13 protein-coding genes are annotated in these 15,988 nt (G+C 68.0%); 9 read left to right on the top strand and 4 right to left on the bottom strand.

All coding sequences use genetic code 11. The features are described from left to right. Window positions 1-4 precede the first annotated feature (4 nt). Window positions 5-1,225: a class I SAM-dependent methyltransferase gene (locus ACVPT3_RS08285; protein WP_492043658.1), complete on the top strand. Its 1,221-nt coding sequence runs from the start codon at window positions 5-7 to the stop codon at window positions 1,223-1,225. 15 nt (window positions 1,226-1,240) lie between these two features. Next, a complete protein-coding gene (gene sseA / locus ACVPT3_RS08280) occupies window positions 1,241-2,089 on the top strand; it encodes a 3-mercaptopyruvate sulfurtransferase (RefSeq protein WP_492043657.1) in 849 nt (282 codons plus the stop codon). A 6-nt stretch (window positions 2,090-2,095) separates the two neighbouring features. Here sseA and ACVPT3_RS08275 read toward each other — a convergent pair whose 3' ends face one another. Both ACVPT3_RS08275 and ACVPT3_RS08270 read right to left on the bottom strand, forming a co-directional pair. Then, window positions 2,096-3,424, bottom strand: a complete 1,329-nt coding sequence (locus ACVPT3_RS08275) for a dicarboxylate/amino acid:cation symporter (protein ID WP_492043656.1) — start codon at window positions 3,422-3,424, stop codon at window positions 2,096-2,098. A 33-nt stretch (window positions 3,425-3,457) separates the two neighbouring features. Next, a complete protein-coding gene (locus tag ACVPT3_RS08270) occupies window positions 3,458-4,552 on the bottom strand; it encodes an amino acid ABC transporter substrate-binding protein (protein ID WP_492043655.1) in 1,095 nt (364 codons plus the stop codon). 81 nt (window positions 4,553-4,633) lie between these two features. Here ACVPT3_RS08270 and metC point away from each other — a divergent pair, with 81 nt between their 5' ends. The 7 genes from metC (at window position 4,634) to ACVPT3_RS08235 (ending at window position 14,397) form a co-directional block, all read left to right on the top strand. Then, window positions 4,634-5,812 (top strand): cystathionine beta-lyase, encoded by a 1,179-nt coding sequence (metC, locus tag ACVPT3_RS08265; protein ID WP_492043654.1) that lies wholly within the window; start codon window positions 4,634-4,636, stop codon window positions 5,810-5,812. Between the two features lie 23 nt (window positions 5,813-5,835). Then, complete coding sequence (locus ACVPT3_RS08260) at window positions 5,836-7,185, top strand: O-antigen ligase family protein (protein WP_492043653.1); 1,350 nt, start codon at window positions 5,836-5,838, stop codon at window positions 7,183-7,185. Next, the gene (locus ACVPT3_RS08255) at window positions 7,160-9,268 is read left to right on the top strand and encodes a DNA topoisomerase IV subunit B (protein WP_492043652.1); all 2,109 of its coding nucleotides are present in this window, start codon (window positions 7,160-7,162) and stop codon (window positions 9,266-9,268) included. Before ACVPT3_RS08260 ends, ACVPT3_RS08255 begins: the two co-directional genes overlap by 26 nt. Before the next feature lie 243 nt (window positions 9,269-9,511). Next, window positions 9,512-10,924 carry an FAD-binding oxidoreductase gene (locus tag ACVPT3_RS08250; protein ID WP_492043651.1) on the top strand — a complete coding sequence of 471 codons (1,413 nt, stop codon included), beginning with the start codon at window positions 9,512-9,514 and terminating at the stop codon, window positions 10,922-10,924. Between the two features lie 706 nt (window positions 10,925-11,630). Then, the gene (gene yaaA / locus ACVPT3_RS08245) at window positions 11,631-12,401 is read left to right on the top strand and encodes a peroxide stress protein YaaA (RefSeq protein ID WP_492043650.1); all 771 of its coding nucleotides are present in this window, start codon (window positions 11,631-11,633) and stop codon (window positions 12,399-12,401) included. 53 nt (window positions 12,402-12,454) lie between these two features. Continuing rightward, window positions 12,455-13,309, top strand: coding sequence for a 3-hydroxybutyrate dehydrogenase (locus tag ACVPT3_RS08240; RefSeq protein ID WP_492043649.1), 855 nt, complete (start codon window positions 12,455-12,457; stop codon window positions 13,307-13,309). 23 nt (window positions 13,310-13,332) lie between these two features. Further along, window positions 13,333-14,397 carry a patatin-like phospholipase family protein gene (locus tag ACVPT3_RS08235; RefSeq protein WP_492043648.1) on the top strand — a complete coding sequence of 355 codons (1,065 nt, stop codon included), beginning with the start codon at window positions 13,333-13,335 and terminating at the stop codon, window positions 14,395-14,397. Between the two features lie 13 nt (window positions 14,398-14,410). Here the strand turns inward: ACVPT3_RS08235 and ACVPT3_RS08230 are convergent, their stop codons facing one another. Both ACVPT3_RS08230 and ACVPT3_RS08225 read right to left on the bottom strand, forming a co-directional pair. Further along, complete coding sequence (locus ACVPT3_RS08230; RefSeq protein WP_492043647.1) at window positions 14,411-15,340, bottom strand: L-threonylcarbamoyladenylate synthase; 930 nt, start codon at window positions 15,338-15,340, stop codon at window positions 14,411-14,413. Then, the gene (locus ACVPT3_RS08225) at window positions 15,337-15,888 is read right to left on the bottom strand and encodes a cytochrome b (RefSeq protein WP_492043646.1); all 552 of its coding nucleotides are present in this window, start codon (window positions 15,886-15,888) and stop codon (window positions 15,337-15,339) included. The genes ACVPT3_RS08230 and ACVPT3_RS08225 overlap by 4 nt, the downstream gene beginning before the upstream one ends. Between the last annotated feature and the right edge of the window lie 100 nt (window positions 15,889-15,988).

Raw genomic sequence — 15,988 nt, 5'->3', positions numbered from 1 at the left:
CCGTATGAGTGTCGCCACCGTCGATATCGAGGCCGCCGCCGCCCGCACCCCGCGCATGTTCGCCATGCTGCTGCGTCTGCTGGCGTCGAACTGGACCTTCGGCCGTCTGACCGTCCACCTGCCCAATGGCGAGACCCATGTGCTGGACGGCGCCCGCCCCGGCCCCAGCGGCGTGCTGGACGTCAAAGACTACGGCTTCGCCCGCCGCGTCCTGGCCGCCGGCGACATCGGATTCGCCGAGGCCTATATGGCCGGCGAATGGGACAGCCCGCATCTGGCCGCCCTGCTGGAGACCCTGGTCGAAAATTACGACCACATCCGCCGCCTGTTCGACGGCAACTGGCTGATGATGGCGGTCAACTGGCTGGCCCATCGGCGAAACCGCAACAGCCGGACCGGATCGAAGAAGAACATCCACGCCCACTACGACCTGGGCAACGCCTTCTATCAAACCTGGCTCGACCCTTCGATGACCTATTCGTCCGCCCGGTTCGAGCGGGCGGACGCCCCGCTGGACGCCGCGCAGAAGGCCAAATACGCCGCCCTGGCCCGGATGATGGACCTGAAGCCGGGCATGTCGGTGCTGGAGATCGGCTGCGGCTGGGGCGGTTTCGCCGAATTCGCCGCCCGCGAGATCGGCGCCCGGGTCACCGGCGTGACCATTTCGAGGGAACAGCACGACTTCGCCCGCCAGCGTCTGTTCAACGCCGGTCTGTCGGACCGCGCGACCATCGACCTGATGGACTATCGCGACGTCCAGGGCCGGTTCGACCGCGTCGCCTCGATCGAGATGTTCGAGGCCGTGGGCATGGAATACTGGCCGACCTATTTCGAGAAGATCCACGACGTCCTGAACCCCGGCGGCCGGGCGGGTCTCCAGATCATCACCATCCAGGAGCCCCTGTTCGAGGAATACAACGCCCGCACCGACTTCATTCAGAAATACGTCTTCCCCGGCGGCATGCTGCCGTCGGAAGAGCGGCTGAAGCCGGTGGTCGCCGCCGCCGGACTGGCCTGGGGCCCTATCGAACGGTTCGGCCTGGACTATGCCGAGACGCTGAAACTCTGGGACGACCGGTTCCAGGCGGCCTGGGGCGACATCCGCCGCATCGCCGGCTTCGACGAGCGGTTCCGCCGGCTGTGGCGCTTCTACCTGGCCTATTGCGAAGCGGGCTTCCGCTCGCGCCGGACCGACGTGGTGCAACTGGTGCTGGACCGCGCCTGATATTAGGCTGGGGACATGACCCAGTCCTCGCCGTCCTCGCCCCTGATCTCCACCGCCGCCCTCGCGGCCCTGATGGAAGACCCGACGCTGCGGATCGTCGATGGGTCCTGGCATCTGGACGGCCGGGACGCCCAGGCGGACTTCGATCAGGCCCGGCTGCCCGGCGCCGTCTTCTTCGACCTCGAGGCAGTCTCGGACCATGGCTCGGACCTGCCGCATATGCTGCCGACCGCCGCCGCCTTCGCCGAGGCGGTCGGCGCGCTCGGCATCGCCGCGACCGACACCATCGTCATCTATGACACGATCGGCCTGCGCTCCGCCCCGCGCGTCTGGTGGACCTTCCGGCTGATGGGGGCGACCAACGTCCGGGTGTTGGACGGCGGCCTGCCCCTCTGGCGGGCCGAAGGACGGCCTGTGATCTCGGGGCCGGCGCAGACCCCGACCCCGGCGTCGTTCAACGCATCACGGCGCAGCGACGCCGTCGCCGACCTGCCGATAGTGCTGGGCGCTCTGACCGGCGAAGCGCAGATTCTGGATGCGCGGCCGGCGGCCCGGTTCGCGGGTCAGGCGGCGGAACCTCGGGCCGGGCTCCGCTCCGGTCATATGCCGGGAGCGCTGAATCTGCCCTTCCCCACCGTGATCGGCGACGACGGACGGCTTCTGGAGCCCGAGGCGCTACGCGCCCGGTTCACTCAGGCCGGGGTGGCCTTCGAGCACCCCATCATCACCAGTTGCGGCTCCGGCGTAACCGCCGCCATCCTTACCCTGGCCCTCGCCACGCTCGACGTGCCGTCGCGCCTCTACGACGGCTCATGGGCCGAATGGGTGTCTCGAACCGACACCCCGATCGTCAGCGAAGCCTGACCCAGATCAGGCCAGGATCGGCGGCGTCGTCGTGTCTTCCACGACGGATTCAACCGCATCGTCCTTCTCGCCGCGCGAGACCACGGTGGCCAGCACCAGGTCGCCGGTGACGTTCAGCGTGGTGCGGCACATGTCCAGGAAGCGGTCGACGCCCAGGATCAGGCCGATCCCCTCAGGCGGGACCTTCACCATGACCAGGATCATGGCCACCACCGGCAGCGAGCCCGCCGGCACCCCGGCCGTGCCGATCCCGCCCAGGATACAGACCAGCATGACGATGACCTGCTGGGTCAGGCTCAGTTCGACGTTGAAGAACTGGGCCAGGAACAGGACCGTCACCCCCTCGAACAGGGCCGTGCCGTTCTGGTTGGCGGTGGCGCCGACGGTCAGGACGAAGCGGGCGATCTTGCGCGGCAGTTTCAGTTCATGCTCGGCCGCCTTCAGCGACACCGGCAGAGAGGCGTTGGATGAGGCGGTGGAGAAGGCCACCACCATCGGCTCGCGCACCGCCCTGAAGAAGGCGAAGGGCGACCGGCCGCCCAGCAGCCAGATGACCAACGGATAGACCACGAACATGTGGATCGCCATGGCCCCGACGGCGACGCCGACGAAGGCGGCCAGACGCACCAGCAGGTCCCAGCCGAACAGGGCCGCCAGGTTGAACATCAGGCAGGCGATGGCGATGGGGGCCAGTTTGATGAACAGGTTGATCAGCTTCATCGTCACTTCCAGCAGCCCCTCGATCACCTCTTGCAGGCGATCGGTCGCGGGGCTCTTGGCCATGACCAGGCCGATGCCGAAGAACAGGGCGAACACCATCAGCGGCAGGATCTGGTTCTCCGCCGCCGCCGTCACGGCGTTGGACGGCACCAGGCCCAGGAAGAAGTCGCCCAGCTGGATGCTTTCAGGCGCGTTCTGGACAATGCCGGCGGCGCCGTCGCGGCCCTGTTCCAGCAGTTGCTGCGCCATGGCGGGATCGACGCCCCGGCCGGGCTGCAACAGATTGACCATGACCAGGCCGATCACCACCGCGATGCCCGACACCAGTATGGTCAGCAGCAGGGTCTTGATTCCCGCCCGGCCCAGCGAATTCAGGTCGCCCATCTCGGCAACGCCGATCACCAGGGCCGAGAACAGCAGCGGCACGACCATCATGAACAGCAGGCGCAGGAAGATCTGGCCTGCAGGCCCCGTGATATTGTCGGTGACCCAGATCACCCAGGCCGTGTCGGCGCCCAGGGTCAGATTGACCCACAGGCCGCCGCCCAGGCCAACGGCGAAGCCGATCAGCATCAGCCAGTGAAGGGCGATGCCCCCGCGTTTGGTCTCGGTCATCTATCCCCCAGGAAAAGACTCAAGCTGCGCCGCTTAACGGATCGGCAATCCATAGATCAAGCCGGCGGGGCGCGCGTTCCACTGTGCGTTCAAACCCCGCGCCAGGTCGAGCGGCGATTGCGAGCCCAGATTCCGATCAAAGATCTGGCCATAGTTGCCCACCGCCAGGACGGCGTTCTTGGCCCAGTCGTCCGACAGGCCCAGCATGGCGCCATACTCGCCCTCCACGCCCAGCAAACGCTTTACGCGCGGGTCTTTCGCCGTTTCGGACAGGGTCTCGGCGTTCTCCCGGGTCACCCCCAGTTCCTCGGCCAGGATCACGGCGTTCAACGTCCATCGCACCACGTCCGCCCAGCGCTCGTCCCCGGCCTTGACCACGGGACCCAGCGGCTCCTTCGAGACCACGTCTGACAATATCGTGTGCGCCTGCGAATCAGCCAGAACGGTCCGGGCGGCCGCCAGGGCCGAGATATCGGCGCTGAAGGCGTCGCAGTCCTCGCGGCCATAGGCGTCGCGCGCCGCCTCCTCGGTCGCCAGCACGATCGGGCGATAGGCGATGCCGCGCGAGCGGAAGAAGTCGTCGGCGTTGGCCTGGGCTGTCGATCCGGCCTGAACGCAGACGCGGGCGCCGTTCAGTTCGGTGGCGCTGCTCAGATTCAGCGCCCGCCGCACCAGAAAGCCCTGGCCGTCGTAATAGTTGACCCCGGCGAAGACGAGACCTTCACCGGCGTCCCGGCTCATGTTCCAGGACGAATTGCGCCACAGGACATCGATCCGTCCCTCGTTCAGGGCCGCGAATCTTTCGGAGGCGGACAAGGGCACGAAACGCACGGCGTCGCCGTCGCCGAAGATGGCCGCAGCCATGGCGCGACAGAAGTCGGCGTCGAACCCGCGCCATTGGCCGCGGTTGTCGACATAGGCGAAACCGACCAGTCCCTGATGCACGCCGCAGTTCAGACGGCCGCGCCGCTTGACGACGGCCAGGGTCGGGCTCGGGGCCCGGTCGCTCGCGACCGTGGGCGTCAGGGCGACCGCACCGGCGTCCTCAGGTGCGGGCTCGACGTCCCGGCGCCCGCAACCCGTCGCCAGAAGCGCCGCCGCCATCGCCGCCATCACCAAGATCCGCATCGCGTTTCACATCCCTCGCCGCTTGCGCCCCGCTGACTTTAGAGGCCTTTAGGCCCTGATCCGCAACCCATCGGAGAGGCCATGTCGCCGCTTTCGGACCGCACCCGCCTGATCTCGTCCGCCACCCGACGCGGTCAGGGCCGCCGCCCGGTCAATCCGCCCATCGAGCGCGCCTCGACCATGCTCAGCGACCGGGCCGAAGCCATTCGGGACGACGCCGACGGCCCCACCTACGGTCTGGACGGCGGCTCAGCCGCGCGCCAGCTCCGCGCCGCTCTCGCCGATCTGGAAGGCGCGAGCGACGCCTTCATCGTCCCCTCCGGCCTCGCCGCCGTAACCGTTCCCCTGCTCGCCCTGACCCGGCCCGGCGACGAGGTGATCGCCACCGACGCCGTCTACGGCCCGTCCCGCCGATTCCTGGCCCGCTACCAGGCCGCGCGCGGCGTCACGACCCGCTTCCTGCCCGCCGATACGGATGCGGCGGGCCTGATCGCCGCCCTCGGCGACCGCACCCGTCTGGTCCTGATGGAATCCCCCGCCTCCCTGACCTTCGAGATGATCGACGTGGCCGCCGTGGCCTCCGCCTGTCGCGAACGCGGCGTCCTGACCCTGCTCGACAACACCTGGGGGGCGGGCCTCGCCTTCAAGCCCCTGGCCCACGGCGTCGATGTCAGCGTCCAGGCCCTGACCAAATATGTCTCGGGCCATTCCGACGTCCTGATGGGCGGGATCGCCGCCAGCGCCCCCGCCTGTCTGCGCGCCGTCGCCGACACGATCGAGGATCTGGGCTGGCATGTCTCGCCCGACGACGCCTGGCTGGCCCTTCGGGGCCTGCGCACCCTGCCGCTGCGTTATGCCGAACAGGGGCGGTCGGGCCTGATCGTCGCCGAATGGCTGCAGGCCCGGCCCGAGGTGGCCCGCGTACTCTATCCGCCCCTGCCCGGCTCGGTCGGCCATGACTTGTGGAAGCGGGACTTCACCGGCGGCGCCTCCCTGATGGGCGTGGTGCTGAAGGGCGGAAACACAGTCGCAGCCTCCGCCTTCCTCGACGCCCTTTCCCTGTTCGGGATCGGCTATTCCTGGGGCGGGTTCGAAAGCCTGATCACTCACGAAACCCACCAGATGGCCTATCGCGACCAGCCCCCGGCCCTGGAGGGCGAACTGATCCGCCTCCACATCGGCCTCGAAGACCCCGCCGACCTGATCGCTGACCTCAAACACGGCTTCGCCGCCTTCGGCGCCGCGCTCACCCTTCCTTAAGCGGCCGGGGCGACAGTCGTCCCGTGCACGCCTCGCCCGTCCAGATCGATGATTCGGACGCCCCGCCCGTCTGGGAACAATGGGCGGCGGGCTTCGTCGTCTTCATGCTGACCGGCGCCCTGATCGCCCCCGTCATCGCCCCGGACCAGGGCGAGAACCCCGTCCTCCGTCTGATCTGGCTGCCGGTCTACGCCGTCACCTTCGGCCTGATCCTGTTCCGGTTCCAGAAGGTGGTCCGCGCCTGGCCCGCCTGGCTGATGGTCGGCGGCCTGGTCGGCCTGGCCTATGTCTCGCAGTACTGGTCCATAGATCCCGGCGTCACCGACCGGCGCGTCATCGCCCTGGCGATCAACAGCGCCTTCGCCGTCTATCTGGGCGCCGCCTTTCGGGGCGTCGCCCTGCCGCGCGTCCTGATGCACACCTGTCTGGTCATGGCGGTCGGCAGCCTGATCATGGTCTTCGCCTTCCCCCGCATCGGGGTTCACCAATACGACAACGCCGGCCTGTGGCGCGGTCTCTGGTACGAGAAGAACCAGATGGGCCTGGTCATGGTGGTCGGCGCCGTCTCCGCCGCCGCCTGTCTCGCCGCCGATCACTTGTCGCAAAACGGCCGCAGGCCCTGGGTCAGCCTGCTCGCCTTCGCCCTGACCACCCTCCTGGTCGTGGCCACCCAGTCCAAGACCTCGCTGCTGTGCTGGATGCTGGGCGTCGGCATGGTCGGCGGCTGGTGGACCCTGAAACAGGGCGGCGCGGCAGTCACTGTCGCGGCCGTCTGGCTGGGCGTGGTCACCGCCGCCGTCGGCGCCTGGGTCTGGAACACCGATTCCGCCGCCATCCTCGAGGCCCTGGGCAAGGACCCCTCCCTGACCGGCCGGACCCTGATCTGGGAGGCCCTGATGCGCAAGGTCGCCGACCGCCCCTGGACCGGCTACGGCTTCAGCGCCTTCTGGGGCAAGGACTCCATCCCGGCGCGGGAGATCCGGCTGGAGACCCAGTGGCCCGTCCCCAGCGCCCACAACGGCTGGATCGATCTGCTGGTCCAGCTGGGCTGGCCCGGCGCGGTCGCCGTCGGATCGATCATGGCCATCTCGGCCATCCTGATTCTGGTCCGCCTCAACGGCCTGGGCGCGCGCGAGGGGTTCTGGAGCATCGGCTATCTGACGGTCTTCTTCGCCCTCAGCCTGTCCGAGAGCGTCCTTCTGACCCACGCCAACCTGCCGTGGATCCTGATGCTGGCGATTCTGGCCCGCGCCGTGACCTTCGATCCTCTTCCGGTGCGACCGCCGCTTGCTCGACCGGTGACACGGGCCTACCAGAACCGGCTCCGAATCGCCTCAGACTATGTGAATGGCCGCAGACCTCTTCGCTTTTGACGACACGCCCGACGCTCCCAAGCCCGAGGCTCCCAAACCTGTCGCGGTGACCCCGCCCCAGGCCGCGCCCGCCCCTGCGCCAAAACCGGTCCCGTCGCCCGTCGCCGCAGCCCCCGCCGCAGCCGCAACGCCTGCGCCGACCGCCGGCGCCCAGAACGCCTATTCCGCCTCCTCCATCGAGGTGCTGGAAGGGCTCGAGCCCGTCCGCAAACGCCCCGGCATGTATATCGGCGGCACCGATGAACGCGCCCTGCACCACCTGTTCGCCGAAGTCCTCGACAATGCGATGGACGAGGCCGTGGCCCGCCACGCCAAGCTGATCACGGTCGAGCTGGACGCCGACGGCTATCTGTCGGTCCGCGACGACGGCCGCGGCATCCCGGTCGACCCCCACCCCAAACACCCCGGCAAGTCGGCGCTGGAGGTGGTCATGACCGTCCTCCACTCGGGCGGCAAATTCTCGGGCAAGGCCTATGAGACCTCGGGCGGCCTGCACGGCGTCGGCGTTTCGGTCGTCAACGCCCTGTCGGAGCATCTGGACGTCACCGTCTGGCGCGACGGCTTCGAGTGGAAACAGTCCTTCTCGCGCGGCAATGTCCTGGGCCCGATCCAGCAGGTCCAGCCGTCCAAGAAGCGCGGCACCCTGATCCGCTTCAAGCCGGACGATGAGATCTTCGGCATGGGCGCGGCCTTCAAGCCCGCCCGCCTGTTCCGCATGGCCCGCTCCAAGGCCTATCTGTTCCGTGGCGTCGAAATAAAGTGGACCTGCGCGCCCGAGCGGATCACCGACGCCACCCCGACCCAGGCCCTGCTCCACTTCCCCGGCGGCCTGGCCGACGCCCTGGCCGACCGGATCGGCGAGCTGGAGACCGTCACCCCCACCTTCGCCGGCCGCGCCGAGCGTCAGGGCGAGGCGGGCGCCTTCGAATGGGCGGTCACCTGGTCGCCCATCGGCTTCGGCGAGGCCGACGGCTTCATCCAGTCCTATTGCAACACCGTATCCACCCCCGACGGCGGCGCCCATGAGGCCGGCTTCCGCGCCGCCCTGGTCAAGGGTCTGAAATCCTACGGCGAACTGACCAACGAAAAGCGCGCCGCCATCATCACGGCCGAGGATGTCACCGCCAACGCCGGCGCCCTGATCAGCGTCTTCATCCGCAATCCCGAGTTCCAGGGCCAGACCAAGGACCGCCTGTCCTCGCCCGAGGGCGCCCGCCTGGTCGAACAGTTGCTGCGCGACCCGCTGGACCACTGGCTGACCGAAAGCCCCAAACAGGCCAACGCCCTGCTCGGCTTCGTCGTCGATCGCGCCGAGGACCGTCTGCGCCGCCGCAAGGATAAGGAGGTCCAGCGCGCCGCCGCCACCCGCAAGCTGCGCCTGCCCGGCAAGCTGTCGGACTGCAGCCGCCAGTCGGCCCAGGGCACCGAACTCTTCATCGTCGAAGGCGATTCGGCCGGCGGCTCGGCCAAACAGGCGCGCGACCGCACCACCCAGGCCATCCTGCCCCTGCGCGGCAAGATCCTGAACGTCGCCTCGGCGACCGCCGACAAGCTGCGCCAGAACATCGAACTGTCCGACCTCGCCCTGGCCCTGGGCGTGCAGCCCGGCAATCGGTTCAACATCGACGACCTGCGCTACGAGCGGATCGTCATCATGACCGACGCCGACGTGGACGGCGCCCATATCGCGGCCCTGCTGATCACCTTCTTCTACCGGGTCATGCCCGAGACCATCCGCCAGGGCCGGGTCTTCATGGCCCTGCCGCCGCTTTACCGGATCTCCGCCGGCCCCCTGAGCGAATACGCCCGCGACGACGCCCACCGCGACGAACTGCTGGCCACTGTCTTCAAGGGCAAGAAGACCGAGATCGGCCGGTTCAAGGGCCTGGGCGAAATGATGGCCTCCCAGCTGAAGGAGACCACCATGGACCCCAAGAAGCGCACCCTGGCCCGGATCACCGTCCCCGACGCCGAGGCCGGCGTCGAAGACCTGGTCGAACGCCTGATGGGCAAGCGCGCCGACGCCCGCTTCCAGTTCATCCAGGAAAACGCCCAGTTCGTGAAGGAAGACCTGGACGTCTGAAGTTCACTCCTCCCTCTAAGCCCTCGTCATTCCTCTACAATCCGTCATCACCCTCTATAATCCGTCATCCTCGGGCTTGTCCCGAGGATCCATACGCCCGGTCTTCGAAGGGACGCACCCCCATAAACCGGGAGTATGGATTCTCGCCACAAGGGCGAGAATGACGATGAATTGGCGGACGGCGGCGGGCCCATGCCACCCAAAACGCCTTCCCACTCCCCGCCACGCCTGACAAAAGGGGCCATGAGCACGCCCGCCCCCTCTCCCGCCGTTCTGGACGAACTGAAGGCCGCCCTGGGTCCGGGCGGCTGGACCCAGGACCCCGAGGTCATCGCCCCCCACCTGACCGAATGGCGTAATCGCTGGACCGGCGACACCCCGATCCTGCTCACCCCGCGCTCGACCGAGGAAACGGCCAGGGCCGTGACCATCTGCGCCCGCGAAGGCGTGGCGATCACGCCCCAGGGCGGCGGCACCGGCCTGGTCGGCGGCCAGATCCCCTTCGGCGAGGTCCTGCTGTCGACCCGCAAGATGCGCGCGATCCGCGACGTCACCCCCCTGGACGACGCCATGACCGTCGAGGCCGGTCTGACCCTGCTGGAGGCGCAGCAGGCGGCGACCGCCGCCGGCCGCTATTTCCCGCTCAGCCTCGCGGCCGAGGGGTCGGCCACCGTCGGCGGCGTCATCTCCACCAACGCCGGCGGCACCCAGGTGCTGCGCTACGGCATGATGCGCGACCTGGTGCTGGGCCTCGAAGCCGTCATGCCCAACGGCGAGATCTTCCGGGGCCTGAAGCGCCTCAGGAAGGACAACACTGGCTACGACCTGAAACAGCTGCTGATCGGCGCCGAGGGCACATTGGGTGTCGTCACCGCCGCCACCCTTAAGCTCTTCCCCATCATGCGTTCGCGCGCCGTCGCCGTCGTCGGTCTGGACACAGCCGCCGCCTCCGTTGAACTCCTCGCCCGAGCCAAGGCGGAGACCGGCGGCGGGGTCGAAGCCTTCGAGCTGATGAAGCGGCTGGGCATGGAACTGGTGCTCAAGAACATCCCCGACACCCGCGAGCCGCTGGACTCGACGCCCGAATGGTACGTCCTCATCGAGATCGCCTCGGGCACGCCGGGCGGCGCTGAGGCCCAGATGGAGGCTCTGCTGGAGGTCGCCTTCGATCAAGGCCTGATCACCGACGCCGCCATCGCCCAGAACGACGCCCAGCGCGCCGCCTTCTGGCGTCTGCGCGAGGAACATTCGGCGGCGCTCAAGCCCGAGGGCGGCGGCTGGAAACACGACGTCTCCGTCCCCATCAGCCGCATCGCCGAATTCATCGACGAAGCCTCGGCCGCCGTCGAACGCTTCCACCCCGGCGCCCGGATCTCGGTCTTCGGCCACGTCGGCGACGGCAATCTGCACTACGACATCCTTCCGGGCGTGGGTCAGGACATCCCCGCCTTCATCGGTCGCTGGAAGGAAGGCTCGCAAGTGGTTCACGACGTCGTCGGAACCTATGACGGCTCCATCTCCGCCGAACACGGCCTGGGCCGGCTGAAGACCGAAGAGGTCAAACGCTACAAATCCCCCCTCGAGATCGAAACCATGGCCGCCCTCCGCCGCGCCATCGACCCGAAGCGGATCATGAACCCGTCGGTGCTGTTCTAGCACTCGGCGACGGCCCCCTCCGTCACGGCGCTCTGCGCCGCGCCACCTCCCCCAAGGGGGGAGGAATGCGAACACCGAAATCCTCCCCCCCCCTGGGGGAGGTGGATCGCCGCGCAGCGGCGAGACGGAGGGGGCCCGAACGAACGAGTCCAACTATCCTAATGACGCTGGTCTCATTTCAATGATTCCAACAACTTGTTAGATTCTCATCCCCTCCAACCAACCACCCCTCCCACACCCCGCATAATCCTCCCCGGTCTCGTCGCTTGGAGGGCTCGCTCGGCCTGCGACCTTGCGGCGGCGGGAGCGTAGGGATCAGGGGCGGGGGTGGGATCCCCTCGCGCCGCATGACGGTGCATCGGTGGGCTCATCCCGCGCAGAAACGTCGGCGGAGGACACGGGGTTAGGAACCCGGTCGCACTCGGGACGATCCTTCGCAGGGATCACCGACCTGACGCAGGCCTTGGGGAAGAGGCATCACAACTGCCGCTTCAATATCCCCGGCCGGCAGAAACACCCTGCGTGCGGAGCGTCTGTCTTCGTCGAAACGGTAAAAACTATTCACTCCGGGCGAGGCCCGGCGCTCCGTCCTGCCCTCCAGACTTCGCAGCGAAAGCGCGAGGACGATCCCCCACGCCATCATCGCACCCGGTTCAAATCCTCGCCGAAGCGGCCTATGTGAGCGGCGCTGACAAGGAGCCGCCTCTTGCTGATCGTCCTCTCTCCCGCCAAGCGGCTCGACTTCACCGAAGCCGACCCGACCCTCCCCGGCACGGACCGCCGCTTTCTTGAGGACACCGCCAGCCTGTCCACGACCGCCCGGCGCCAGACCAAGGCCGATCTGCGCCGCCTGATGGGCATCTCCGACGATCTCGCCACCCTGAATGTCGAACGGTTCAAGGCCTTCGACCCCGAATCGACCGACGGCGTCCAGGCCGCCTTCGCCTTCGCCGGCGACGTCTATGAAGGCCTGAAGGCCCGCGAGCTCGACGCCCAGGCCCTCGACTTCGCCCAGGACCGGCTGCGCATCCTGTCCGGCTTCTACGGCCTGTTGCGCCCGCTGGACCGAATCCAGCCCTATCGGCTGGAGATGGGCACGCGGCTCAAGACCCGCCGGGGCTCCAGCCTGTACGACTTCTGGGGCGACCGGATCTCGAAACAGTTGAACGCCGACGCCGAAGGTCATGCCGATCCGACCCTGGTCAATCTGGCCAGCCAGGAATATTTCGGCGCCGTCGACGCCAAGGCCCTGAAACTGCCGGTCGTTACCCCCCAGTTCCGCGAACAGAAGAACGGCGAGAGCCGCATCATCTCCTTCTTCGCCAAGAAGGCGCGCGGCGCCATGACCCGGTTCGCCATCGACGAACGGGTGGAACGGGTCGAGGATCTCAAGACTTTCGACCGGGACGGCTATAAATTCGACAAGGCCGCCTCGACCGACAACGAGTGGATATTCATCAGATCGGGAAATTCTTGATCCCCGACCGTTCCTGCCGCTAGTCTCTCGCCAAAGCACCAAAGGGCGGATCCATGTTCAACTGGTCGAAATCATCGCAGAACGCCGCCGCCCACGGCGACGCCCCGGTCTTTCGCGACATCGGCGACCTCAAGGGCCAGGTCGCGGTCATTTCGGGCTCGACCTCGGGCATAGGCCTGGCCCTCGCGCGGGCGGTGGCGGCGCGCGGCGGCGATGTGGTGCTGAACGGCCTGGGCGATCCGGCCGAGATCGAACGCACCCGCGCCGGGCTGGAGGCCTCGTCCAGCGGCCGGGTCCGCTATCACGCCGCGAACATGACGCGCGGCGAAGAAATCGCCGACATGGTCGCCTTCGCCAAACACGAATTCGGCCGACTAGACATCCTGGTCAACAACGCCGGCATCCAGCACGTCGAGTCCGTCGAGAAATTCCCCACCGACAAGTGGGAGCAGATCATCGCCATCAACCTGTCTTCGGCCTTCTACGCCACGCGGGCGGCCATCCCGATCATGAAGGCCCAAGGACGCGGGCGGATCATCAACATGGCCTCGGCCCACGGCCTGGTCGCCAGCCCGTTCAAGTCGGCCTATGTCGCGGCCAAGCACGGGATCGTCGGCTTCACCAAGACCGTCGCCCTGGAGCTGGCCCAGGACAATATCACCTGCAACGCCATCTGCCCCGGCTTCGTCGAGACCCCCATCGTCGAGAAACAGATCGCCGACCAGGCCCGCACCCGCGGCCTGACCAAGGAACAGGTGCTGAAGGACGTGATCCTGGCGGCCCAGCCGACCAAACAGTTCGTGACGACCGACCAGCTGGCGGGCCTGTTCCTCTATCTGGTCAGCGACCTCGGCGCCTCGGCCAACGGCGCCAGCTTCTCCATCGACGGCGGCTGGACCGCGCAATAGACCAATGACCTAGGAGCGGCGGCATGGCGATCTTCAGACGCAAGACCGCCGCTCCGGCGGATATCGTCTCCGCACCCTCTGGACGGCGGCCCCTGTCCCTGGCGCTGCAAGGCGGCGGCTCGCACGGCGCCTTTCAATGGGGCGTGCTGGACCGGCTGCTGGAGGACGACCGGTTTGATTTCCGCGCCGTCTCCGGCGTCTCGGCCGGCGCCATGAACGGGACGGCCCTGGTCTCGGGTCTTGCCGCCGGCGACGCCCGCGCCGCTCTGGACAAGCTCTGGCGCGAGGTCAACCAGTCGGGCGGCCGCAACGTCTTCGGCGACAGCGCCCTGTGGAACCCGGCCCAGGCGCCCGACTGGATCAAGGACACGCCGATGTGGCGCGCCGGCGAAAGCCTGGCCCTGTCGATGAGCCCCTACGAATTCAATCCCTTGAACCACAATCCTCTCAAGCGGGTTCTGAAGGCGGCGGTCGACTTCGGCGCGGTTCAGGCTTCCGACATCAAGCTGTTCGTCGCCGCCACCGCCGTTCGCCAGGCCCGGGCCCGCATCTTCGAAACCGGCGAGATCACCGCCGACGTCCTGATGGCCTCGGCCTGCCTGCCCCACCTGTTCCAGGCGGTCGAGATCGAGGGCGAACCCTATTGGGACGGCGGCTATCTGACCAATCCGCCCCTGTGGCCCCTGACCGGCGACGACACGCCCGACGACGTCCTGCTGGTGACCCTGAACCCCATGGTCCGCGAGGAGACCCCGCGCGCGGCCGGCGACATCGTCGACCGGTTGAACGAAATCGTCTTCAACGCCCCCCTGATCGCCGAGCTTCGCGCCATCGCCATGGCCGCCGAGATGATCGCCGACGGCCAGCTGAAACACGGCGCCGGCGCCTATCGCCAGGTCCGTCTCCACGCTATCGAGGCGGACGGCTGGCTGTCGGACCTGTCGCTGCGGTCCAAATTCAACACCGAATGGAGCTTCCTCAACGACCTCAAGAGCCGGGGTCGCGCCGCCGCCGAAGACTGGCTGACCACCTGCCTGCCCAGCGTCGGACGCCAGTCCAGCGTCGATCTCCAGGCCCGATTCGGCTGAGGTGGAGTTCGCCCTAGCCGACGAAGCCGGCGGCGCGACGCAGCCGGTCGTTGATCGCTTCCCCCAGCCCCTGCGCCGGGATCGGCGATACGGCGATGCCCATAGGATGCGTCCGATCCACTTCCCTGAACAATCGGAACAGGTTGGCGGCCGCTTCTCGCAGATCGCCGGACGGACTCAGGCTCCAGCGCGGCTCCCCCACCCCGGCCCCGAAGCCCAGCAGAACCTCGCCCTCGCGTGGCTCGACCACATCGATCCGCACCGGGGCGTCCGGAGCATAATGGACCGCCAGCCGCCCCGGCGACCGATGCCCCTCGCCGCTGTCCGTCAGCGGCCCGACCACGGCCTCGATCTCGGCGCGGGTCACGGCGCCGGGTCGCAGCAGCGAGACCCGCCCCTCCAGCACCGACACGACCGTGCTTTCCAGCCCCACCGCGCATGGACCGCCGTCCACGGCCGCCGTGACGGCGAACCCCGTCTCCTCGACGGCGTCGGTGAAGGTCGTCGGGCTGGGTCGACCGGACCGATTGGCCGAGGGCGCCACGACCGGTCCGCCGAAGGCCGACAGTACGGCTCTCGCCCCCGCATGGCCGGGCACCCGAATCGCCACGCTGTCCAGCCCGGCCCGCGCCAGATCGCACACCCGGTCGCGATCCCGCACCGGCGTCACCAGGGTCAACGGCCCCGGCCAGAAGGTCTCGGCCAGAGCCCGCGCCTGGGCGTCGAACACGCCGATCGCTTCCGCCGCCACGGCGTCCGCGACATGGGAAATCAGTGGGTTGAAACGCGGTCTTCCCTTGGCTTCGAAGATGGCGGCCACGGCCTCCGCCCGACCCGCGTCCGCGCCCAGCCCATAGACGGTCTCGGTCGGCAGCAGGATCAGTTCGCCCCGCCCCAAGGCCTCTGCGGCCTGTTCAGGCGTGTCGCCGCCTCGCGGGCTCATGGCCGACGCGGGATCAGCGGGATCATCCGATGAAGCACATTGTCGCGATTGATGAATTGATGCTTCAGCGCACCCAGCACATGAAGCGCGATCAGGACGTACAGCCCCTTCATCACCAGCTCATGGACATCCATCAGCCGCCCCGCCGTCTCGCGTCCGCCGCCGACCGGCAGCAGCGGCCAGTCGAACAGGCCGAACCAGGCGATCTCGCGCCCGGCGGCCGAGGACGCCAGCCAGCCGGTCATCGGCATGGCGATCAGGACCACATAGAACAGCACATGGGTCGCCCGCGCCGTCCATTTTTGCCAGCGCGGCGTCTCGACCGGCAGGGGAATGGCCTGGTGCGCCAGTCGCCAGCCGATTCGCGCCAGGGTCAGGACCAGGATCGTGATCCCCACCGACTTGTGCAGCATGACGAACTGACCCGACAGAGGCCCTTCGGTGTTCTCATGGGCGGTGATCAGCAGCACCTGCGTCAGAACGCCCAGGGCGATGATCCAGTGCAGCGCCAGGGACACCGTGGAATAGCGATTGCGGGGCTCGGCCATGACTTCCCTTCCGTGACGGCAGGGCGCCAGTGTGCCCTGACGAAGGCCACAGCGCCAAGTCGCTTGCGAGATCAGGCGACGAAGATGCACTTAGGCCTGA

The sequence above is a fragment of the Brevundimonas sp. FV1ps31S genome (assembly GCF_058681265.1).
Note: the sequence above shows the minus strand (reverse complement) of the source record. Positions and strands in the feature narration are given on the sequence as shown.